Source organism: Streptomyces sp. NPDC001100 (genome assembly GCF_053598575.1).
Genome location: NZ_JBSFKO010000041.1, coordinates 1 through 17,149, shown reverse-complemented (window position 1 = coordinate 17,149; position 17,149 = coordinate 1). Strand labels below are relative to the sequence as shown.

At 71.0% G+C, this 17,149-nt stretch carries 18 protein-coding genes; 11 read left to right on the top strand and 7 right to left on the bottom strand.

Annotation, left to right across the window (positions count from 1 at the left end; genetic code table 11):
- Window positions 1-213: 213 nt before the first annotated feature.
- Complete coding sequence (locus ACWDEW_RS40100; protein ID WP_450519945.1) at window positions 214-666, top strand: phospholipase; 453 nt, start codon at window positions 214-216, stop codon at window positions 664-666.
- A 75-nt stretch (window positions 667-741) separates the two neighbouring features.
- On the opposite strand, the gene ACWDEW_RS40095 is transcribed toward ACWDEW_RS40100, so the two are convergent.
- A complete protein-coding gene (locus tag ACWDEW_RS40095; protein WP_450519944.1) occupies window positions 742-1,539 on the bottom strand; it encodes a DeoR/GlpR family DNA-binding transcription regulator in 798 nt (265 codons plus the stop codon).
- 124 nt (window positions 1,540-1,663) lie between these two features.
- Between ACWDEW_RS40095 and ACWDEW_RS40090 the strand changes: the two genes are divergently transcribed.
- Both ACWDEW_RS40090 and ACWDEW_RS40085 read left to right on the top strand, forming a co-directional pair.
- Window positions 1,664-2,545 carry an SIS domain-containing protein gene (locus ACWDEW_RS40090; RefSeq protein ID WP_450519942.1) on the top strand — a complete coding sequence of 294 codons (882 nt, stop codon included), beginning with the start codon at window positions 1,664-1,666 and terminating at the stop codon, window positions 2,543-2,545.
- 16 nt (window positions 2,546-2,561) lie between these two features.
- Entirely contained in the window at window positions 2,562-3,431 is an 870-nt protein-coding gene (locus ACWDEW_RS40085) for a class II fructose-bisphosphate aldolase (protein ID WP_450519940.1), read from the top strand.
- On the opposite strand, the gene ACWDEW_RS40080 is transcribed toward ACWDEW_RS40085, so the two are convergent.
- Window positions 3,421-4,554 carry a methyltransferase gene (locus ACWDEW_RS40080; protein ID WP_450520061.1) on the bottom strand — a complete coding sequence of 378 codons (1,134 nt, stop codon included), beginning with the start codon at window positions 4,552-4,554 and terminating at the stop codon, window positions 3,421-3,423. The genes ACWDEW_RS40085 and ACWDEW_RS40080 overlap by 11 nt on opposite strands.
- Before the next feature lie 78 nt (window positions 4,555-4,632).
- On the opposite strand from ACWDEW_RS40080, the gene ACWDEW_RS40075 reads away from it, so the two are divergent.
- From ACWDEW_RS40075 to ACWDEW_RS40060, 4 genes are all read left to right on the top strand, one after another.
- Window positions 4,633-5,292 carry an alpha-ketoglutarate-dependent dioxygenase AlkB family protein gene (locus ACWDEW_RS40075; protein ID WP_450519939.1) on the top strand — a complete coding sequence of 220 codons (660 nt, stop codon included), beginning with the start codon at window positions 4,633-4,635 and terminating at the stop codon, window positions 5,290-5,292.
- A gap of 121 nt (window positions 5,293-5,413) precedes the next feature.
- Window positions 5,414-6,628, top strand: a complete 1,215-nt coding sequence (locus ACWDEW_RS40070; RefSeq protein WP_450519938.1) for an ROK family protein — start codon at window positions 5,414-5,416, stop codon at window positions 6,626-6,628.
- A 106-nt stretch (window positions 6,629-6,734) separates the two neighbouring features.
- On the top strand, window positions 6,735-6,986 hold the full coding sequence (locus tag ACWDEW_RS40065) for a hypothetical protein (RefSeq protein ID WP_026178689.1): 252 nt from the start codon (window positions 6,735-6,737) through the stop codon (window positions 6,984-6,986).
- A 9-nt stretch (window positions 6,987-6,995) separates the two neighbouring features.
- On the top strand, window positions 6,996-8,177 hold the full coding sequence (locus ACWDEW_RS40060; protein ID WP_093630662.1) for an SPFH domain-containing protein: 1,182 nt from the start codon (window positions 6,996-6,998) through the stop codon (window positions 8,175-8,177).
- Between the two features lie 22 nt (window positions 8,178-8,199).
- On the opposite strand, the gene ilvY is transcribed toward ACWDEW_RS40060, so the two are convergent.
- Window positions 8,200-9,054: an HTH-type transcriptional activator IlvY gene (gene ilvY / locus ACWDEW_RS40055; protein WP_450519935.1), complete on the bottom strand. Its 855-nt coding sequence runs from the start codon at window positions 9,052-9,054 to the stop codon at window positions 8,200-8,202.
- Between the two features lie 88 nt (window positions 9,055-9,142).
- Between ilvY and ACWDEW_RS40050 the strand changes: the two genes are divergently transcribed.
- On the top strand, window positions 9,143-10,612 hold the full coding sequence (locus tag ACWDEW_RS40050) for a ketol-acid reductoisomerase (protein WP_450519934.1): 1,470 nt from the start codon (window positions 9,143-9,145) through the stop codon (window positions 10,610-10,612).
- A 123-nt stretch (window positions 10,613-10,735) separates the two neighbouring features.
- Here ACWDEW_RS40050 and ACWDEW_RS40045 read toward each other — a convergent pair whose 3' ends face one another.
- Genes ACWDEW_RS40045 through ACWDEW_RS40030 form a run of 4 tightly spaced genes read right to left on the bottom strand, consistent with a single transcriptional unit; the run spans window position 10,736 to window position 13,250 of the window.
- Window positions 10,736-11,662, bottom strand: a complete 927-nt coding sequence (locus tag ACWDEW_RS40045; RefSeq protein WP_450519932.1) for a phosphotriesterase family protein — start codon at window positions 11,660-11,662, stop codon at window positions 10,736-10,738.
- Window positions 11,656-12,258, bottom strand: coding sequence for a DUF4865 family protein (locus ACWDEW_RS40040; protein ID WP_450519930.1), 603 nt, complete (start codon window positions 12,256-12,258; stop codon window positions 11,656-11,658). Before ACWDEW_RS40040 ends, ACWDEW_RS40045 begins: the two co-directional genes overlap by 7 nt.
- An 11-nt stretch (window positions 12,259-12,269) precedes the next feature.
- Window positions 12,270-12,665: a (R)-mandelonitrile lyase gene (locus ACWDEW_RS40035; protein WP_450519928.1), complete on the bottom strand. Its 396-nt coding sequence runs from the start codon at window positions 12,663-12,665 to the stop codon at window positions 12,270-12,272.
- Window positions 12,666-12,680: 15 nt separating this feature from the next.
- Complete coding sequence (locus ACWDEW_RS40030; RefSeq protein ID WP_450519926.1) at window positions 12,681-13,250, bottom strand: TetR/AcrR family transcriptional regulator; 570 nt, start codon at window positions 13,248-13,250, stop codon at window positions 12,681-12,683.
- Between the two features lie 198 nt (window positions 13,251-13,448).
- Between ACWDEW_RS40030 and ACWDEW_RS40025 the strand changes: the two genes are divergently transcribed.
- From ACWDEW_RS40025 to ACWDEW_RS40015, 3 genes are read left to right on the top strand one after another with little or no spacing between them, the layout of a single operon-like run.
- On the top strand, window positions 13,449-13,745 hold the full coding sequence (locus tag ACWDEW_RS40025) for an SHOCT domain-containing protein (RefSeq protein WP_450519924.1): 297 nt from the start codon (window positions 13,449-13,451) through the stop codon (window positions 13,743-13,745).
- Window positions 13,742-14,491 (top strand): ABC transporter ATP-binding protein, encoded by a 750-nt coding sequence (locus ACWDEW_RS40020; protein ID WP_450519922.1) that lies wholly within the window; start codon window positions 13,742-13,744, stop codon window positions 14,489-14,491. Before ACWDEW_RS40025 ends, ACWDEW_RS40020 begins: the two co-directional genes overlap by 4 nt.
- Entirely contained in the window at window positions 14,488-17,049 is a 2,562-nt protein-coding gene (locus ACWDEW_RS40015; RefSeq protein ID WP_450519920.1) for an ABC transporter permease, read from the top strand. The genes ACWDEW_RS40020 and ACWDEW_RS40015 overlap by 4 nt, the downstream gene beginning before the upstream one ends.
- The last annotated feature ends 100 nt before the right edge of the window (window positions 17,050-17,149 follow it).

The following is a 17,149-nucleotide window of genomic DNA, read 5'->3' as shown; positions in this document are numbered from 1 at the left end:
CGCGGTTTCACGACGGTTTCACTGCCCCGGAACCGGGTCGCCCGAGCCCCGCCGCCGGTGTCTCCCATGGGGTTCATGTCCCGATCTCCTGGCACATCCGAGAGTTGACGGGTCATTGGGGCACATGCGGTGTGAAGGCGGGGTCGAGCCGGAAATCATTTTGTCATGAACCTGCGATCCGATGGGCGGATCGCGGTCTCATGGAGGTGTTGGATGCACCGCAGACTCGCCACCGGTCTCGCCGCCTCGACCCTGGCCCTGGTCGCCGTCGTCGCCACCGCGACAGCCGCCACCGCCGTACCCGCCGACAAGCCCCAGGTCCTCTCCGGTTGGACCCAGACCAGCGCGTCGAGCTACAACCTCTGGGCCGCCGCCCGCGCCAACCAAACCGCCTGGTCCGCCTACGAGTTCGACTGGTCCACCGACTACTGCTCCGACTCGCCCGACAACCCCTTCGGCTTCCCCTTCGCCGCATCCTGCGCCCGCCACGACTTCGGCTACCGCAACTACAAGGCCGCAGGCGGCTTCGACGCCAACAAATCGCGGCTCGACAGCGCCTTCTACGAGGACCTCAAGCGCGTCTGCGCCGCGTACGGCGGGGCCACCGCGACCGCCTGCGACAGCACGGCGTGGACGTACTACCAGGCCGTGAAGGTGTTCGGCTGACGCATTGTCAACTGCACGGCCGGTGCGGGACGTCGAAGTCCGGCGTCCCGCAACTCCGGCTCCGCCGAAGCGGGTTCACACCGCTACGACCCGAACCCCCGCCTCCTCGAACCGCCTTGCCATGTTGTGCTCCACCGCCGAGTCCGTCACCAGCGTGTCCACCGACTCGGCCGAACAGATCCGGGCGAAGGCCCGCTGCCCGAGCTTGCTGGAGTCGGCCGCGACAATGACACGCCCGGCGCGCTCGCACAGCAGCCGGTTGATCGCGGCCTCCGCCTCGTCGTGCGCCGCCGCACCGTGCGTCACGTCGAAGGCCACCACACCGAGCACCGCCACATCCACGGTGATCTGCGAGAGCACCCCGCCCGCGAGCGGCCCGACGAGTTCGTACGACTGTGGGCGCGCGACCCCACCGGTCAGCACGATCTTGAACTGGGGCCGTACGGCGAGCTCGTTGGCGATGTTGAGCGCGTTCGTCACGATGGTCAGTGCGGCCGATCCGGAGCTTCCGGGGGCTCCGGATGTGAGGTCGCCGCGCACGGCCAGGGCGCGGGCCACCTCCGTGGTCGTCGTACCGCCGGTCAGACCCACCGCCTCGCCCGGCGCGACGAGTTCGGCGACCGCCTTGGCGATGCGCTGCTTCTCGGAGGCGTGCCGGGCGGTCTTGTAGCGCAACGGCAGTTCGTACGACACCCCGTGCACCACGGCGCCGCCCCGGGTGCGCACCAGCATCTGCTGCTCGGCGAGTTGGTCGAAGTCACGGCGGATCGTGGCGGCCGACACCGCGAGGTCGGCGGCGGCCTCCTCGACGTCGAGCCGCCCGCGTTCCACGAGCAGCTCCAGCAGCGCCTTCCAGCGGGCGTCGCGCGACATCCGCACTCTCCGTTCCTCGATTCTCCGGCGACCCTAGCGCACACCATCCCCGCCGGAATGCTTGATTGTGCTCGAAAGATGGCTATATCTTGCAAGAACAAGCATTGGCGGGGAGGGGTACGGCATGACCCATGTCGAGGACGAGCTGAAGAGCCAGCCCGAGTGCTGGATACGCGCCGCGTCGGAGGCGCCCGGGTTTCGAGGGGTGCTGCCGGCGCCGGGGGAGCGGGTCGCGATCGTCGGCTGCGGCACCTCGTACTTCATGGCACAGGCCGTCGCCGCACTGCGCGAAGGGGCGGGCCAGGGAGAGACCGACGCCTTCGCCGCCTCCGAGTTCCCGCACGGCCGCCCGTACGACCGGGTCCTGGCCCTCACCCGCTCCGGCACGACCACCGAAGTACTGGAACTCCTGGGGCAGTTGAAGGGCCGCATCCGCACCACCGCGATCACCGCCGACCCGCACACGCCCGTCATGGCGGCCGCCGACGAGATCGTCGTGCTCGACTTCGCCGACGAACGCTCCGTCGTGCAGACCCGGTTCGCGACCACCGCGGTCACCCTGCTCCGCGCCCACCTCGGCCTGCACACCGACACCCCCGTAGCCGACGCCCGCACCGCACTCGCCGCCGAACTGCCCCAACAGCTCGTCGCCTGCACCCAGTTCACCTTCCTCGGCCGCGGCTGGACGGTCGGGCTCGCCAACGAGGCAGGCCTGAAGATGCGAGAGGCCTCACTGTCCTGGACCGAGGCCTACCCGGCGATGGAGTACCGGCACGGTCCGATCAGCATCACCACCCACGGCACCGCCACCTGGATGCTCGGCGAGGCACCCGAGGGACTCGCCCAACAGGTGCGCGCCACCGGCGGCTTGTGGATCGACGGCGGCCTCGACCCGCTCGCCGAACTCGTCCGCGCCCAGCGCCTCGCCGTCGCCGTCGCCGCACACCGCGACCTCGACCCCGACCGCCCGCGCCACCTCACCCGCTCGGTGATCCTCGCCCCCTGAAAGGACAGGAGAAGCCGTGCCCCTCGTCACCACCGGCGAACTCGTCACCCGCGCCGCCGAGTCCCGCTCCGCCGTGGCCGCCTTCAACATCATCACGCTGGAACACATCGAGGCCGTCGTCGCGGGTGCCGAGACCGCCGAGGCGCCCGTCGTCCTCCAAGTCAGCGAGAACGCCGTCAAGTTCCGCTACGGCCGCCTTCTCCCGCTCGCGCGCGCGGCCGTAGCCGCCGCCGAACGGGCCGCCGTACCCGTCGCGTTGCACCTCGACCACGTCCGGAGCGACGACCTGCTGCGCCAGGCACCCGGCGCCGGATTCAGCTCCGTCATGTACGACGCGGCCCGTCTGCCCTACGCCGACAACCTCGCCGCGACCCGCGCCGCCGCCGACTGGGCACACGCCCAAGGGCTGTGGATCGAGGCCGAGTTGGGAGAGGTCGGCGGCAAGAACGGCGAGCCCCCGCTCGACGCCCACGCACCCGGCGCCCGCACCGACCCCGCCCAGGCCCGCGCCTTCGTCACCGACTCCGGCGTGGACGCCCTCGCCGTCGCCATCGGCAGCTCCCACGCCATGACCACCCGTACGGCCACCCTCGACCACGACCTCCTCAAGCGGCTCGCCGCCACCCTGGAGGTCCCCCTCGTCCTGCACGGCTCCTCGGGAGTCCCCGACGACGAGCTGATCGCGGCCGTCGCGGGCGGCATCACCAAGGTCAATGTGGGTACGGCCCTCAACCTCGCGATGACCGGCGCGATCCGCGCCTACCTCGCCGAGCATCCGGAGGCGGTCGACTCCCGCAAGTACCTGAGCGTGGGCCGGGAGGCGATGGCCGGGGCGGTGACCCGCATCATCGGCGTGCTCGCCACATTCGGTCCGGCTACCGCTTGACGGCCTTCAGCACCACGAACTTCGGGTCGCTGGCGACGAGTTGGCTGTTGCCGAACAACCGCTTCAGCTTCACGTGATAGGCGAGATGCCGGTTGCCGATCACGTGGAGCTCACCGCCCTGGCGCAGCGCGCGTCGCGCGTCGGAGAACATCCGCCAGGCCGTCGCGTCGGTCGTCGCCTGGTGCGAGTGGAACGGCGGATTGTTCAGCACGAGGTCCACACTCTCGGCCGGGACCCCGGTCAGCCCGTCCCCGACCCTGAACTCGGCATGCCCCGGCACCCCGTTGGCCTTGTACGTGGCCTCCGCCGACGCCACGGCCTGGAACGACTCGTCCACGAACAGGACTTCGGCCTCCGGATCCGCCAGCGACACCGCCGTACCGACGACACCGTTCCCGCACCCGAGGTCGACGACCCGGCGCCGCCCGCGGCTTGAGGGCAGATGCTGAAGAAGGAACCGGGTGCCGATGTCGAGGCGCTCGGCGCAGAACACGCCCGCGTGATTGACCACGGTGTGCCCGGATACGACACCGATGCCGTCGGGCAGGGCGTAGCTGTGCGGCCACGGATTGGTGGCACGCGTTCCCGACGACCGGGGCGTGCAGTGGATCAGCCGGGCCTTCTTCTCGGCCAGCGAGGTCCGGGTCGGGCCGAGGATCCGCTCGAACAGCTTCAGCGTCGAGGTGTGGATCTCCTTCACCATGCCGGTGCCCACGACGACCGTGCCGGCGTGCACCGCGGGCGCCAGCCGCAGCAACTGGTCCTCCAGCAGCGCGAGACTCTTCGGCACCCGGACCAGCAGCACGTCGACGCGCTCGGGCGGCGGGTCCTGGGTGGTGAGCAGCCGTACGGCATCCGGGGCGACCTCGTTGCGGGCGAGGTTCGCCCTGGTCGCCTCCTGGGTGAGGAACGAGTCCGTGATCTGCACCGGGCCGTACTGCGCGAGCGCCGTGGCCAGGGCGCCCCAGCGGTCGCCCACGATCACGACCGTGCCGGACAGCGGGGTGTCCTGCGCCGCGAGATGTCGCAGCAGGTACTCGTCGGAGGCGTCCCAGGCGCGCAGCCGGTCGCGCGGGTCCTCTGGGAAGCGGGCCAGGGCGCGGTCGCCCCACGGAGTCGTCATGCGGTCGATATGGTCGTCCATCGTGCGCCAAGGCTAACCGAGTACCAGCTCACGGCCGGTCGGGGCAGGATGGATCACATGGACGCCGAGCTGTTTCCCCGCGCCCGCACGGAGATCGCGCCGGGCGCGGTGCACGTGCCGGACTGGCTCGACCCGGCCCGCCAGCGCGACCTCCTGGCGGCCTGCCGAGAGTGGGCCCGCCCGCCGGCCGGCCTGCGCACGGTCCACACCCCCGGCGGCGGCACGATGACCGCCCGCCAGGTGTGCCTGGGCTGGCACTGGTACCCGTACGCCTACTCCCGCGAGACGACCGACGGCGACGGCACCCCCGTGAAGCCGTTCCCGGCCTGGCTGGACGAACTGGGCCGGCGGGCGGTCGCCGACGCACTCGGGACGCCGACCGCCCCGTACGACATCGCGCTGATCAATTTCTACGACGCCGACGCCCGCATGGGCATGCACCGCGACAGCGACGAGAAGTCCGACGCACCGGTCGTCTCCCTCAGCCTCGGCGACACCTGCGTCTTCCGCTTCGGCAACACCGACACCCGTACGAAGCCTTACACGGACGTCGAGTTGCGGAGTGGGGACCTGTTCGTGTTCGGCGGCCCGTCGCGGCTGGCCTACCACGGGGTGCCGAGGGTGTACGAGGGCACGGCGCCGGGGGAGCTGGGGCTCAGGGGGAGACTCAACGTGACGCTGAGGGTCAGTGGCTTCCAAGACGGGGGCAAGATCTGAAGGGGCGCGGGGCTGTATCGATATGCGGCTCCGCCGCGTGGGCGCGACCAGCCCCCACCGGCCGCCACTATGACCACAACCCCCACTGGCTCTCGATACGGATCATGGGAGACTCCCCCTCATGAGCGGCGAAGGGACAACCTCAAGAGCGCGGCTGGACCGAGGACGCGGAGCCCTCGGCCCCGCGCTGGAACTCGTGCACACCGGCCGCGCCCCCACCCGCGCCGTACTCACCGCAGAACTGGGCGTGACCCGGGCCACGGCCGGCGCGGTCGCCGCCGAACTGGAGGCACTGGGCCTGATCAGGGTCGACGCGAGGCCCGGCGCGGCAGCCGGTTCGCAGGGCCGCCCCTCGCACCGGCTCGCGCTCGCCGAGGACGGCCCCGTCGTGCTCGCGGCGCAGGTGCACGCCGACGGCTTCCGCGCCGCGCTGGTCGGCCTCGGCGGCCGGATCGTGGCGACAGCCCCCGGCTGCGAGGCCGTCGACGCAGACCCGGCGAAGGTGCTCGGCTCGGTCGTCCAGGCCGGCGCGGATCTGCTGCGCGAGACGGGCCGCCGCTGCGTGGGCGCCGGACTCGCCGTACCGTCCGCCGTCGCCGAACCCGACGGACTGGCACTGAACCCCCTCCACCTCGCCTGGCCCGCGGGCGCGCCCGTGCGGCGGATCTTCGCCGAGTGCGTGCGCGCGGCCGGTCTCGCCGGACCGGCGTTCGCGGGCAACGACGTCAACCTCGCCGCGCTCGCCGAACACCGGCACGGCGCGGGCCGGGGCGCCCGCGACCTGCTGTGCGTGGCGACCGGGCACCGGGGTGTGGGCGGTGCGCTGGTCCTCGACGGGCGTCTGCACACGGGGAGTTCGGGGCTCGCGCTCGAAGTCGGACACCTCACCGTCAACCCCGAGGGCCGCCCCTGCTACTGCGGCAGCCGCGGCTGTCTCGACGTCGAGGCCGACCCGCTCGCCTTCCTCACGGCCGCCGGCCGTGAGCCGGGCCCCGAGGTGTCCCTGCTCCAGGAGTCCAACGACCTGATCCGCCGGCACTACGACGACCCGTCCGTACGGCGGGCTGCCGAAACCCTCATCGACCGGCTCGGGCTGGGGCTCGCCGGGCTGGTGAACATCCTCAATCCCGACCGGATCATCCTCGGCGGACTGCACCGCACCCTCCTGGACGCCGACCCGGACCGGCTGCGCGCGGTCGTCGCCGACCGCAGCCTGTGGGGGCAGAGCGGGGGCGTGCCGATCCTCGCCTGCACCCTCGACCACAACAGCCTGGTGGGCGCCGCGGAGTTGGCGTGGCAGCCCGTGCTCGACGATCCGCTGGCGGCCCTTTCCTGACCGCGCGGACGGCACGTGACGGAAGGAATTGACGAGCCCGTTGGGAGCCGGGGCAGAGTAGGTCTATCGTCGGAAACCTAAGGCCAGAGGATGGAGGCGGCCGGTGATGCCGCAGGATGAGCCCGTGATCGGATGCACGGGGCAGGTGATCATCGGGACGCGTGGAAACGCGGGCCCCGGCGAGATCCTGGTACGCGTCCGCGGCGGCTCCGAGACCTTCCTCGCCTGGTCTGACGATCCTCTGCCCACGGGGGCGACCGTGCTCGTGATCGAGTCGCGTGGGGGTCGTGAGGTCCACGTCATCGAATGGGTGGATCCATTGGACGCGCTGGGCGGGGACCCCGCCGGCGCAGAGTGAGGAGTACCAATGTTCGGTTACCGCGTTCCCGCTCCCGATGAGGCGATGCTGATCTCGGGTGGCAGGCGGGGACTGGGGGGCGCGCCGTTCCGAGTCGTGACGGGGCACGGAAAGTTCGTGCTCCCGGTTTTCCGCAAGACCCGTTTCCTCACCCTGGCGATGTGCGAGGCGGAGGTCACCGAGACCTGCGTGACCCGGCAGGGCATCGCCCTGAACGTCCGCGCCGTGATTGCCTTCAAGGTCGGCAACGACACCGAGAGCATCATCAACGCGGGCCAGCGCTTCCTGTCCGACCAGGACCAGATGTCGGTCCTGACCGGCCGGATCTTCGCCGGTCACCTGCGGTCCATCATCGGCTCGATGACCGTCGAGGAGATCGTCACCGAGCGGCAGAAGCTCGCCGCCGAGGTCCTGGACACCTCGAAGATCGAGATGGCCAAGATCGGCCTGATCGTGGACTCGCTGCAGATCCAGTCGATCGACGACGGCGACACCGGCTACATCGAGGCGATGTCCGCCCCGCACAAGGCGGCCATCCAGCGCCAGGCCCAGATCGCCCAGGCGCAGGCCACGCAGGCCTCCGCCGAGGCGCAGCAGGTCGCGGCCCGCAACCAGGCCGAGTACGCCCGGCAGACCGCCGTCGTCAAGGCCGAGTACTCGGCCGAGGTGGACCGCGCCCAGGCGCAGGCCGCGCAGGCCGGACCGCTGGCACAGGCCCACGCCCAGCAGGAGGTGCTCGCCGCGCAGACCGAACTGGCCCAGCGCCAGGCCGAGTTGCGCCAGCAGCAGCTCGTCGCCGAGATCGTCAAGCCGGCCGAGGCCGAGGCCCAGCGGATCAAGCTGCTCGCCATCGCCGAGGCCGACCGTATGAAGATCCAGGCCGAGGCGGCGGCCTCCTACGACCGGGTCGCGCTCGACCGCATGCTGATCGACCAGCTCCCGCAGATCGTGAAGGAGGCGGCGGGCGGCCTCGCGGGCGCCAACGTCAACGTCCTCAACGGCGCGGACGGTCTCGGCGAGATCGCGGCCGGCCTGGTCTCCCAGGGCCTCACGATCCTCGACTCGGTCCGGGGCAACCTGGGCAACGCGGACAACGACGGCCGCCGCCCCGGCGACGAGGTCAAGAACCTGCTCCAACTCCCGGCGAAGAAGGACGACAAGAAGGACGACGGTCCGGTGGACCTCGACTAGCAGCCGCGCACGGCGGCCGGTCCTACCAGGGAGCCGTGAGGCTCCACAGCGTCGCCACCAGCGGGCGGCGCAGGTCCGCCCGCCGTATGCACAGTCCGATCGGGAGCGGCTCCGGCGCGGGATCCGCCGCGACCACCGACAGTCGCTCCCGTACGGCACTGCACTCCAGCACCAGCCGGGGCACCACGCCCGTCCCGCAGCCCAGCGCGACCAGCGTCAACAGCCCTTCGTGGCCGTCCGGTTCACAGACCACGTCCGGTGTCGTGCCCCGGGCCCGGAACCAGCGGTCGGCCGCCTCCCGGACCAGACCCCGGTGCGGCAGGACGAACGGGCCGTCCAGCCCCGGATCGGGACGGTCGCGGGCGGTGACCAGCACCAGCTCTGTCACCGCGACCGTCCGGCTCACCAGCGGCTCCGGCAGCCGCGCCGGGATGCCCGCGACCGCCACGTCCACCTCACCCTCGTCGAGCCGGGCCAGCGCGGCCGCCGCGTCGCCGGTTCGCAGATCGAGCCGCACCTGCGGATGCGCGGCCCGGAACGGCGCCAACAGGTCGGGCAGCAGGGCCTGGCAGGCGGTCACCGTGGCGAACAGGGCGAGGCGGCCGGTGAGTTCGGCCGGGTCGGGATGCTCCTCGCGGTAGGCACGCCACAACTCCAGTGCCTGGACGGCGTATTCACGGAACCGGTGCCCCTCCGCCGTCAACGACACCCCGCGCGCCCCACGGTCGAACAACCGGTGCCCGAGGTCGGCCTCCAGCCGCTGCACGGTCCGTGTCAGCGTCGCCGGACTCACATGGCAGTCGAGACTCGTCCGCCCGAAGTTCAGCGTCTGCGCCAGATGCAGGAAAAGATGCAGCTCCCGCCGGTTGTCCCGCATCCCGTGACCAGGTCCTTTCACTTCTCGCAACAGTCCGCTGCACAGATTGCGCTTGCCGCAACACTCGCCCGGAGCCTACAACTCGACCATGACCTCGACCACGCACACCTCCGCCGTCTTCACCCTCGAAACGATGGACGTGCCCGGCGGCACGGAGACCATCCTGCGCGGCGGCCGGCACCTCTTCCCGCTGCTCCCGCAGGCCTTCGCCGGCGTCCACCGCATCGGCGTCATCGGCTGGGGCCCACAGGGCCGCGCCCAGGCCCGCAACCTGCGCGACTCCCTCGCCGGTACGGACATCCGGGTGAGCGTCGGACTGCGCCCCGGCTCGGCGTCCGCCGCCGACGCCCGCGCCCACGGCTTCACCGAGGAGGACGGCACACTCGGCGACTGGCTCGCCGTCACCGCCGACAGCGACCTCGTCATCCTCCTGATCGCGGACGCAGCGCTCGCCGCCCACCACGAGGAGATCTTCGCGGCCCTCAAGCCCGGCGCCACCATCGGCCTCTCGCACGGCTTCCTCCTCGGCCATCTCCGGGCCACCGGAGGCGACTTCCCGCCCGGACACGGCGTGATCGCCGTCTGTCCCAAGGGCATGGGCGACTCCGTGCGCCGCCTCTACGAACAGGGCGCCGAGATCAACGGCGCCGGAATCAACAGCAGTTACGCCGTCCACGCCGACCCCGACGGCAGAGCCACCGACCGCGCGCTCGGCTGGTCGGTCGCGCTCGGCTCGCCGTACACCTTCCGAACCACCCTGGAGAGCGAGTACCGCTCCGACATCGTCGGCGAGCGCGCCATCCTGCTCGGCGCGGTCCACGGCATCGTCGAGAGCCTCTACACCCGCTACCGCCTTTCCGGCGACGACCCGGTGACCGCGTACGAGCGCTCCTGCGAGAACGTCACCGGACCGATCGCGCGCACGATCTCGCACGCCGGACTCCGCGCCGTCCGCGAGGAGTTGGACCCGGCCGGACGTGAGATCTTCGACCGCGCGTACTCGGCGACCTACGGCCCCGCCCGCGAGATCGTCGCCGAGATCTACGACGAGGTCGCCGACGGGACCGAACTGCGCAGCGTCGTCCTCGCCGAACGGCGGCTCGGCGCACGGGAGATGAGCGGGATCGGCGGCTCACCCATGTGGGCCGCCGGAGCGGAGGTCCGCGCCCACCGGTCCGAACGCGCCCTGCCCGTCGAGGCGTTCACCGCAGGAGTGTTCGTGGCGACGATGACCGCCCAGGTCGACGAGTTCGCCGAGCGCGGGCACCCCTGGTCCGAGATCGTCAACGAGTCCGTCATCGAGGCGGTCGACTCCCTGCTGCCCTACATGCACGCCCGCGACGTGGCGTACATGGTCGACAACTGCTCCCGCACGGCCCGCCTCGGCACCCGCCGCTGGGGCCCGCGCTTCCAGGCCGCCTGCGAGCAGATCGCCTACCCGGCGTCCGAACTCCCGCCGAACGAAGCCCTGTTGACGGCCTTCGACACCCACCCCATGCACGAGGCACTGGCCGCCGCGGCCAAACTGCGGCCGTCCGTGGACATCTCCGTGGCGTAGACGCCCGTCACCGCGAGGTCGGGAACGGCAGGGCGTCCTGGTAGGCGTTCACCGGCTTGGCGACCTTCTCGACGGTGACGCAGTCGAGCGCGGCCGGGGCGGAACTCGTACCCAGGGTTCCGCTCAATGCCAGTCGACGGCGAAAGCCCGCGCGGGGTTCTCCCTGAGGATGCGCCCCACCAACTCCTCACCCAGTTCCAGCGCGAGTCGTGGCGCGACCCGCCGCAGCAGATACGGCATCCCCGGCCCACCGTCCACCGAGCGGGCGCCCGCGACGACCGTGTCCCCGCCGAGCAGCAGCCGGTCACCGAAACCGGCCTCGGCCAGCGCCCGCACTCCGTCCGGCATGCGCCAGTCCGTGGCGTGATGGGCGCGGGACGGCCCGTCGAACGCGAGGTGGGCCCCCGTTTCCGCGGCCTGCCGCTGGACCACGAGGTCGGGGGAGCGGTTGAGATGACCGAGTATCACCCGACCCGGCTCCACGCCCAACTCCCCGCACAACAGGTCGAGTACGTCGAGTGCGCCCGTACCCATCTCCAAGTGGACGGCGATCGGCGCGCCCGTCGCACGGTGGGCCTCGGCCGCCGCGGTCATCGTCCACCGCGCGTGTGCGTCGAGGCCGTGGAAGCCGCCCGCCACCTTGATGACCCCGGCACGGACACCGGACGGCCCGATGCCCTCCGTTAGTTCGGCGACGAACACCTCGGCCAGTCCGCGCCGCAGGCTCTTCAGCAACTCCGGGCTGTAATGGGCAGCTTGATGCAGCCCGGTCGCGCACACCACGTGCACACCCGTGCCCCGGGACAGCGAGGGCAGATCGGCGACCCGCCGCCCCATCCCGTACGGCGTCCACTGCACGACACCGCCACCGCCCACCGAACGGAACGCGGCCAACTCGGCCCGCGCTGCGGAGGCGTCCTCCAGCTCCTGGCCGGGCAGTTGGGGACTGCGCAGAAAGAGGTGGTCGTGGGCGTCGCACACACCCAGCTCCCCGGGGGCCACATCTCCCAGCACCGTACGGACGAAGCCGACGGAACTCACCGCTACCACTGCCGACCGCGCGGCAACGCGCCCCGTCCGGGCTCCGAAACGTGCAGCACCTGGAACACGTCCCCCTCCGCCTTCGGCCTGTCGTGCTCCCAGGGTTCCCAGAGTTCCCAGAGCGAGAAGTGCACCAGCTCCCAGCGGTGCGGGTCGACGGCCGCCGCAGCGAGCACCGCGCCGTCCTCACCGGCCAGCCGCCGGGTCTCACCGACCGCGTCCTCCATGACCGCGGCCAGTTCCATCCCCTCCGGTATCCGCCGCCGGCTGCGCACGGCGACGGCGGGGGAGGAGCCCGCGGCGCCGCCCTCCTCGTAGGCGAGACCGGTCCACTGCCGAACCTCCGGCCGCCCGAAGTCGTTGGTGAGCCCCTGGAAGGCACCGCCCCAGAGGAAGCGGTTCATGCCCTCCACCGTGTTCCACAGATAGAACGGTGCGTACTGGTTGACCGGCGAACCGTGCACCCCGCGCTCGCGCAGCAGATACGTCTTGAAGCCGAGCCCGTCCCAGTCGTCGAGCAGATGCCCGATCCGCGCCACCCGGCCCCGCACGATGCCCATGTCGTAGTCGGCGGGCAGCGTGAGTTCGTACTGCATGGCGTGCATCAAGTGCCTCCTCAGGAGGGGTAGTTCGCGGGGTCGACGTGCCCGTGCCACTCGGCGGTCGTGCCGTCCTCGGCGGCCTCGACGACGGCGAGATGCGTCATGAACGTGCGCGGTCCGGCGCCGTGCCAGTGCCACTCGCCCGGTTCGATCCACACGGTGTCGCCCGCGCGGATCGTCTCGACGGCACCGCCCTCGCGCTGCACGAGTCCCTCGCCCTCCGTCACGTACAGCACCTGGCCGTGCGGATGGGTGTGCCACGCGGTGTGTGCGCCGGGCGTGAAGTGCACGCTGAACATCCGTATCCGGGACGGCGGTTCGGGCGCGGCGAGCTCGTCGAGCCACACGATGCCGGTGAAGTTCTCCGCCGGACCCTGCCGCGTGTCGGGACGCTTCCTGGTGATCTGCACTTGCCTGGACTCCAATCAGGGAGTGGATCGATGCGGGGTGAGAAGGGAGAGCAGTCCTCGGACACCCGCGTCGAACGCGCCCGGCGAACCGGACGCACGGGCCAGGACATACCCGCCCTGTACGGTCGCGAGAATCGTCGCCGCGATCTCCTCGCCGTCCAGCTCCGCCCCGAACTGCCCCTGCTCCTTGCCCTCTTCGACGATTCCGGCGAGCCGCTCACGGATCCAGTCCAGGGTCTCGTCCACCGGCTCGCGCAGTTCGGCGCTGGCGATCACGTCCGGATCCATCGTCAGTCGCCCGACCGGACACCCGCGCAGCACATCGCGCTCACGCCGCAGATACGCCTCGATCCGCTCGTACGGGGTGCCCGGCCCGTCGAGTACTCCCGCCGCGGTAGCCCGCAGCTCCTCGGCCGTCCGCCGGATCGCCGCCAGGGCCAGATCCGGCTTGCCCTTGAAGTGGTGGTACATGCTGCCCTGCCCGGCGCCCGCGCGCTCCAGGATCGCCTTGGGGCTGGTGCCCACGTACCCGCGCTCCCACAACAGCTCGCGGGTGGACTCGATCAACCGCTCCGGGGTGCTCATGCACTGACTGTACATACTAGTAGTTACAGAAGTCGAGGACTTGAGGACTTGAGGAGCAGCCGGAACGAACGCACCTACTCCCCGGGAGGTACACACACTGCCGCTGGCCGTACGACGACCCGCCCCCGTCCCGGAGCCAGTCTCGATACATCACCGGAAGCCCGTTGAGGGCTCATGACTCCTTGGAGATGAATCGACATGCAGACTCTCGCGAATTGGAACGGCGGCGGCCCCGGCCCGTGGATCCTGTTCTTCCCGCTGATCTGGGCGGCCGTGGTGGTCGGCGTGGTGACCGTGCTCCGCCGCAGCGCCTGGCGCGCTCGCGGCGGCCCGTGGCGCGCGATGCCCGACCCCCGCCCCACCGGCGACTCCCCGCTCGCCGTCCTCGGCCGCCGCTTCGCCTCCGGCGAGATCGACGAGGACGAGTACTGGCGTCGCCTGTCCGTCCTCGACGAGCAGTTCGGCCGCGTCGGCAAGGGAGGCGGCCCGGCATGACCACCGCGACCACCACCCGCACGGCCGCGCGGGTCGTCGACGCCGTGAAGGTCTACGGCGTCGGCGACACCGCCGTGCGCGCCCTCGACGGAGTGAGCGTCGACTTCCCGACCGGCCGCTTCACCGCGATCATGGGCCCCTCGGGCTCAGGCAAATCCACCCTGATGCACTGCGCAGCCGGACTCGACACACTCACCTCCGGAGCCGCCTACATCGGCGACACCGAACTCGGCGCGCTCGACGACCGGCGCCTGACCCTCCTCCGCCGCGACCGCGTCGGCTTCGTCTTCCAGGCCTTCAACCTGATCCCGATCCTGACCGTCGCCGAGAACATCACCCTCCCCCTCGACCTGTCCGGAGCCGGAGGCGACCACGACTGGATCGACGAACTCATCGACGTCGTAGGCCTCCGCGACCGCCTCCACCACCGCCCCTCCGAACTCTCCGGCGGCCAGCAGCAACGCGTCGCCGTGGCAAGGGCGTTCGCGGGCCGCCCCGAGGTCGTCTTCGCCGACGAGCCGACCGGCAACCTCGACTCCCGCTCCGGCGGCGAGGTACTCGGCCTGCTCCGCCGCGCCGTACGCCAGACGGACCGCACGGTCGTCATGGTCACCCACGACCCGGTCGCAGCCGCCCACGCCGACGAGGTCGTCTTCTTCGCCGACGGACGCCTGGTGGACCGTATGGAATCCCCCACGGCCGACAAGGTGCTGGACCGCCTCAAGGCCTTCGAGGTGAGGTCGTGAACGCGTCCGTACGCCTGAGCATGTCCTCCCTACGGGCCCACAAAAGGCGCTTCGCCGGTACGTTCCTCGCGGTCTTCCTCGGCGTCGCCTTTCTCGCCGGAACCCTCGTCATGGGCGACACCCTGCGCGCCGGCTTCGACACCATGTTCGGCGACGCGACCAGCGGCACGGATGCCGTGGTCCGCAGCGCCGACGCCATCACAACCCCCGGCGAGAGCCAGGGCGTGCGGCAACCAGTAAGCACATCCCTGGCAAAGACCATCGCCCAGGTACCCGGCGTCGCGGCCGCCGCCCCCAGCATCCAGGGCGCGGGCCAACTGGTCGGCGCCAACGGCGAACCGATCGGCGGCAAGGGTCCGCCCACCCTCGCCGGCAACTGGATCACCGACCCGAAACTCAACCCGTACCGCCTGGCCGAGGGCCGCACGCCCACTGCCCCCGGCGAGGTCGTCGTCAACCGGGGCGCCGCCGACAAGGGTCACTTGAAGATCGGAGACACCACAACACTGCGCACACCGAACCCCGTCAAGGTGAAGATCGTGGGCCTCGCGACCTTCGCCGGCGAGGACGGCATGGCCCAGGTGACATTCACCGGCATGACCCAGGCCGACGCCGAGAAGTACCTCACCGCCAGGCCCGGCGAGGCATCGAGCATCAGCGTGCGCGCAGGCCCCGGCATCAGCCAGCACCAACTGGTCGACCGCCTGAATCCCATACTCCCCAAGGGAGTTGAGGCGATAACGGGACAGGAGTCGGCACAGGAGAACACCGACATGATCTCCTCCCAATTCCTGACGATGTTCACCACGTTCCTCCTGGTCTTCTCCGGCATCGCCCTCCTGGTCGCGACCCTCTCCATCCACAACACCTTCGCCATCGTCATCGCCCAACGCACCCGCGAGAACGCCCTGTTGCGGGCCATCGGCGCCTCCCGCCGCCAGATCACCGCGGCCACGGTCACCGAGGCGAGTGCGATCGCGGTGACGGCATCGGCAGCGGGTCTCGCTGGCGGCATCGGTACGGCGGCCGGACTCCAGGCACTCTTCCCGGCGATCGGATTCCCCTTCCCGGACGGCGACTTGGTGATCCGGGCCTCTTCCATGGTCTTGCCCCTCGCCGTCGGCGTGGTCGTCTGCCTCGGCTCCGCACTCATGCCGGCCGTACGCGCCGGCCGCACCGCGCCTCTGGCCGCGCTCCGCGAGACGGCCGTCGACCAGTCCGGCGCGTCCCGCGTCCGCGCGGTGACCGGAACGGGGCTCGCCGCCCTGGCGATCGCGGTCACCCTCACAGGCGTACTGGTGTCACCGTCCCTCCCGCTGGCGGGACTTGGCGCCGTACTGGCCCTTGCCGCCTTCGTCGTGCTGGGCCCGGTCGCCTCCTCCACGGCAGTACGCGTCCTGGGCAGCCCCCTGGACCGACTGCGGGGCATCACGGGCGGCCTCGCCAGGCGCAACGCCCTCCGCAACCCCCGCCGCACGGCGGCCACCGCGAGCGCACTGATGATCGGCGTGGCCGTGGTGTCCCTGTTCACGGTCTTCGGCGCCTCGCTGAAGGCCACGATGGACCAGACCGTGTCCCGGTCCTTCGCCGGAGACGTGGCGGTCAGCACCCCCTCCTTCGGTGCGGGCGGCAGCGGCCTGAGCCCTCAACTGGCCCGAGCCATAGCCAAGTTGCCCGAGGTGGACACAGCAGTGGGCCTGGGCCGAGGAGTTGCCGAAGTCAACGGCAGCGGAAGGGCGTTGACGGTAACGGATCCCACGGGCCTGGTCCGCACCTTCGACCTGGGCAAGGTCCAAGGATCATTGACCACCCTGGGCACCGACGGCATCGCCATCACCCGCACAGAAGCGAACCGCCAACACCTCACCACCGGCAGCAAGGCCCAACTCACCTTCACCGACGGCAAGAAGAAGACCTTCACGGTCCGCGCGGTCTACGGCCAGTCCGAACTCGTCGGAGACTACGTCATCACCCGAACCGCCTGGGCCCCCCACCGCACCCAGGACTCCGACACATTGGTCGCCGTGTCCTTCAAGAAAGGCGTGAGCACGGCGACGGGCAGGACCGCGGTCGAAGAGATCGCAGCGCGCTACGGCAACCCACAGGTCCAGACCCGCCACTCATACGCGCAGTCCTCGGCAGGCGGCATCGACATGATGCTGACCCTCGTCTACGCCCTTCTAGCTCTGGCGGTCCTGATCGCCCTGCTCGGCATCGCCAACACACTGACCCTGGCGATCCACGAACGCACCCGAGAACTGGGCCTGTTGAGGGCCGTAGGTCAGACCCGCCGCCAGCTGAGGGCCATGATCCGCTGGGAGTCGGTCCTGGTGGCCGCCTTCGGCACCCTGGGCGGCCTCACTCTCGGCGCCTTCCTCGGCTGGGTCCTGGTCAAGGCCTCGGACGGCGCAAGCGACACCACCTTCGCCTTCGCGATCCCACCCCGACAACTCCTCCTGGTAGCCCTGGTAGGCCTGACAGCAGGGGCACTCGCAGGCCTCCGTCCAGCCCGCCGAGCCGCACATCTGGACCTACTCCGAGCCATCGCCACGGAGTAACCCCGGGCAAGGGCCCACCAACTCCCACTGTCCCCACGCGCCGGCCCGAGAGGGAGCCGCAGGGGCGCGCCGGTGTCGAGAGGCCCACCGCGCGGAGGCG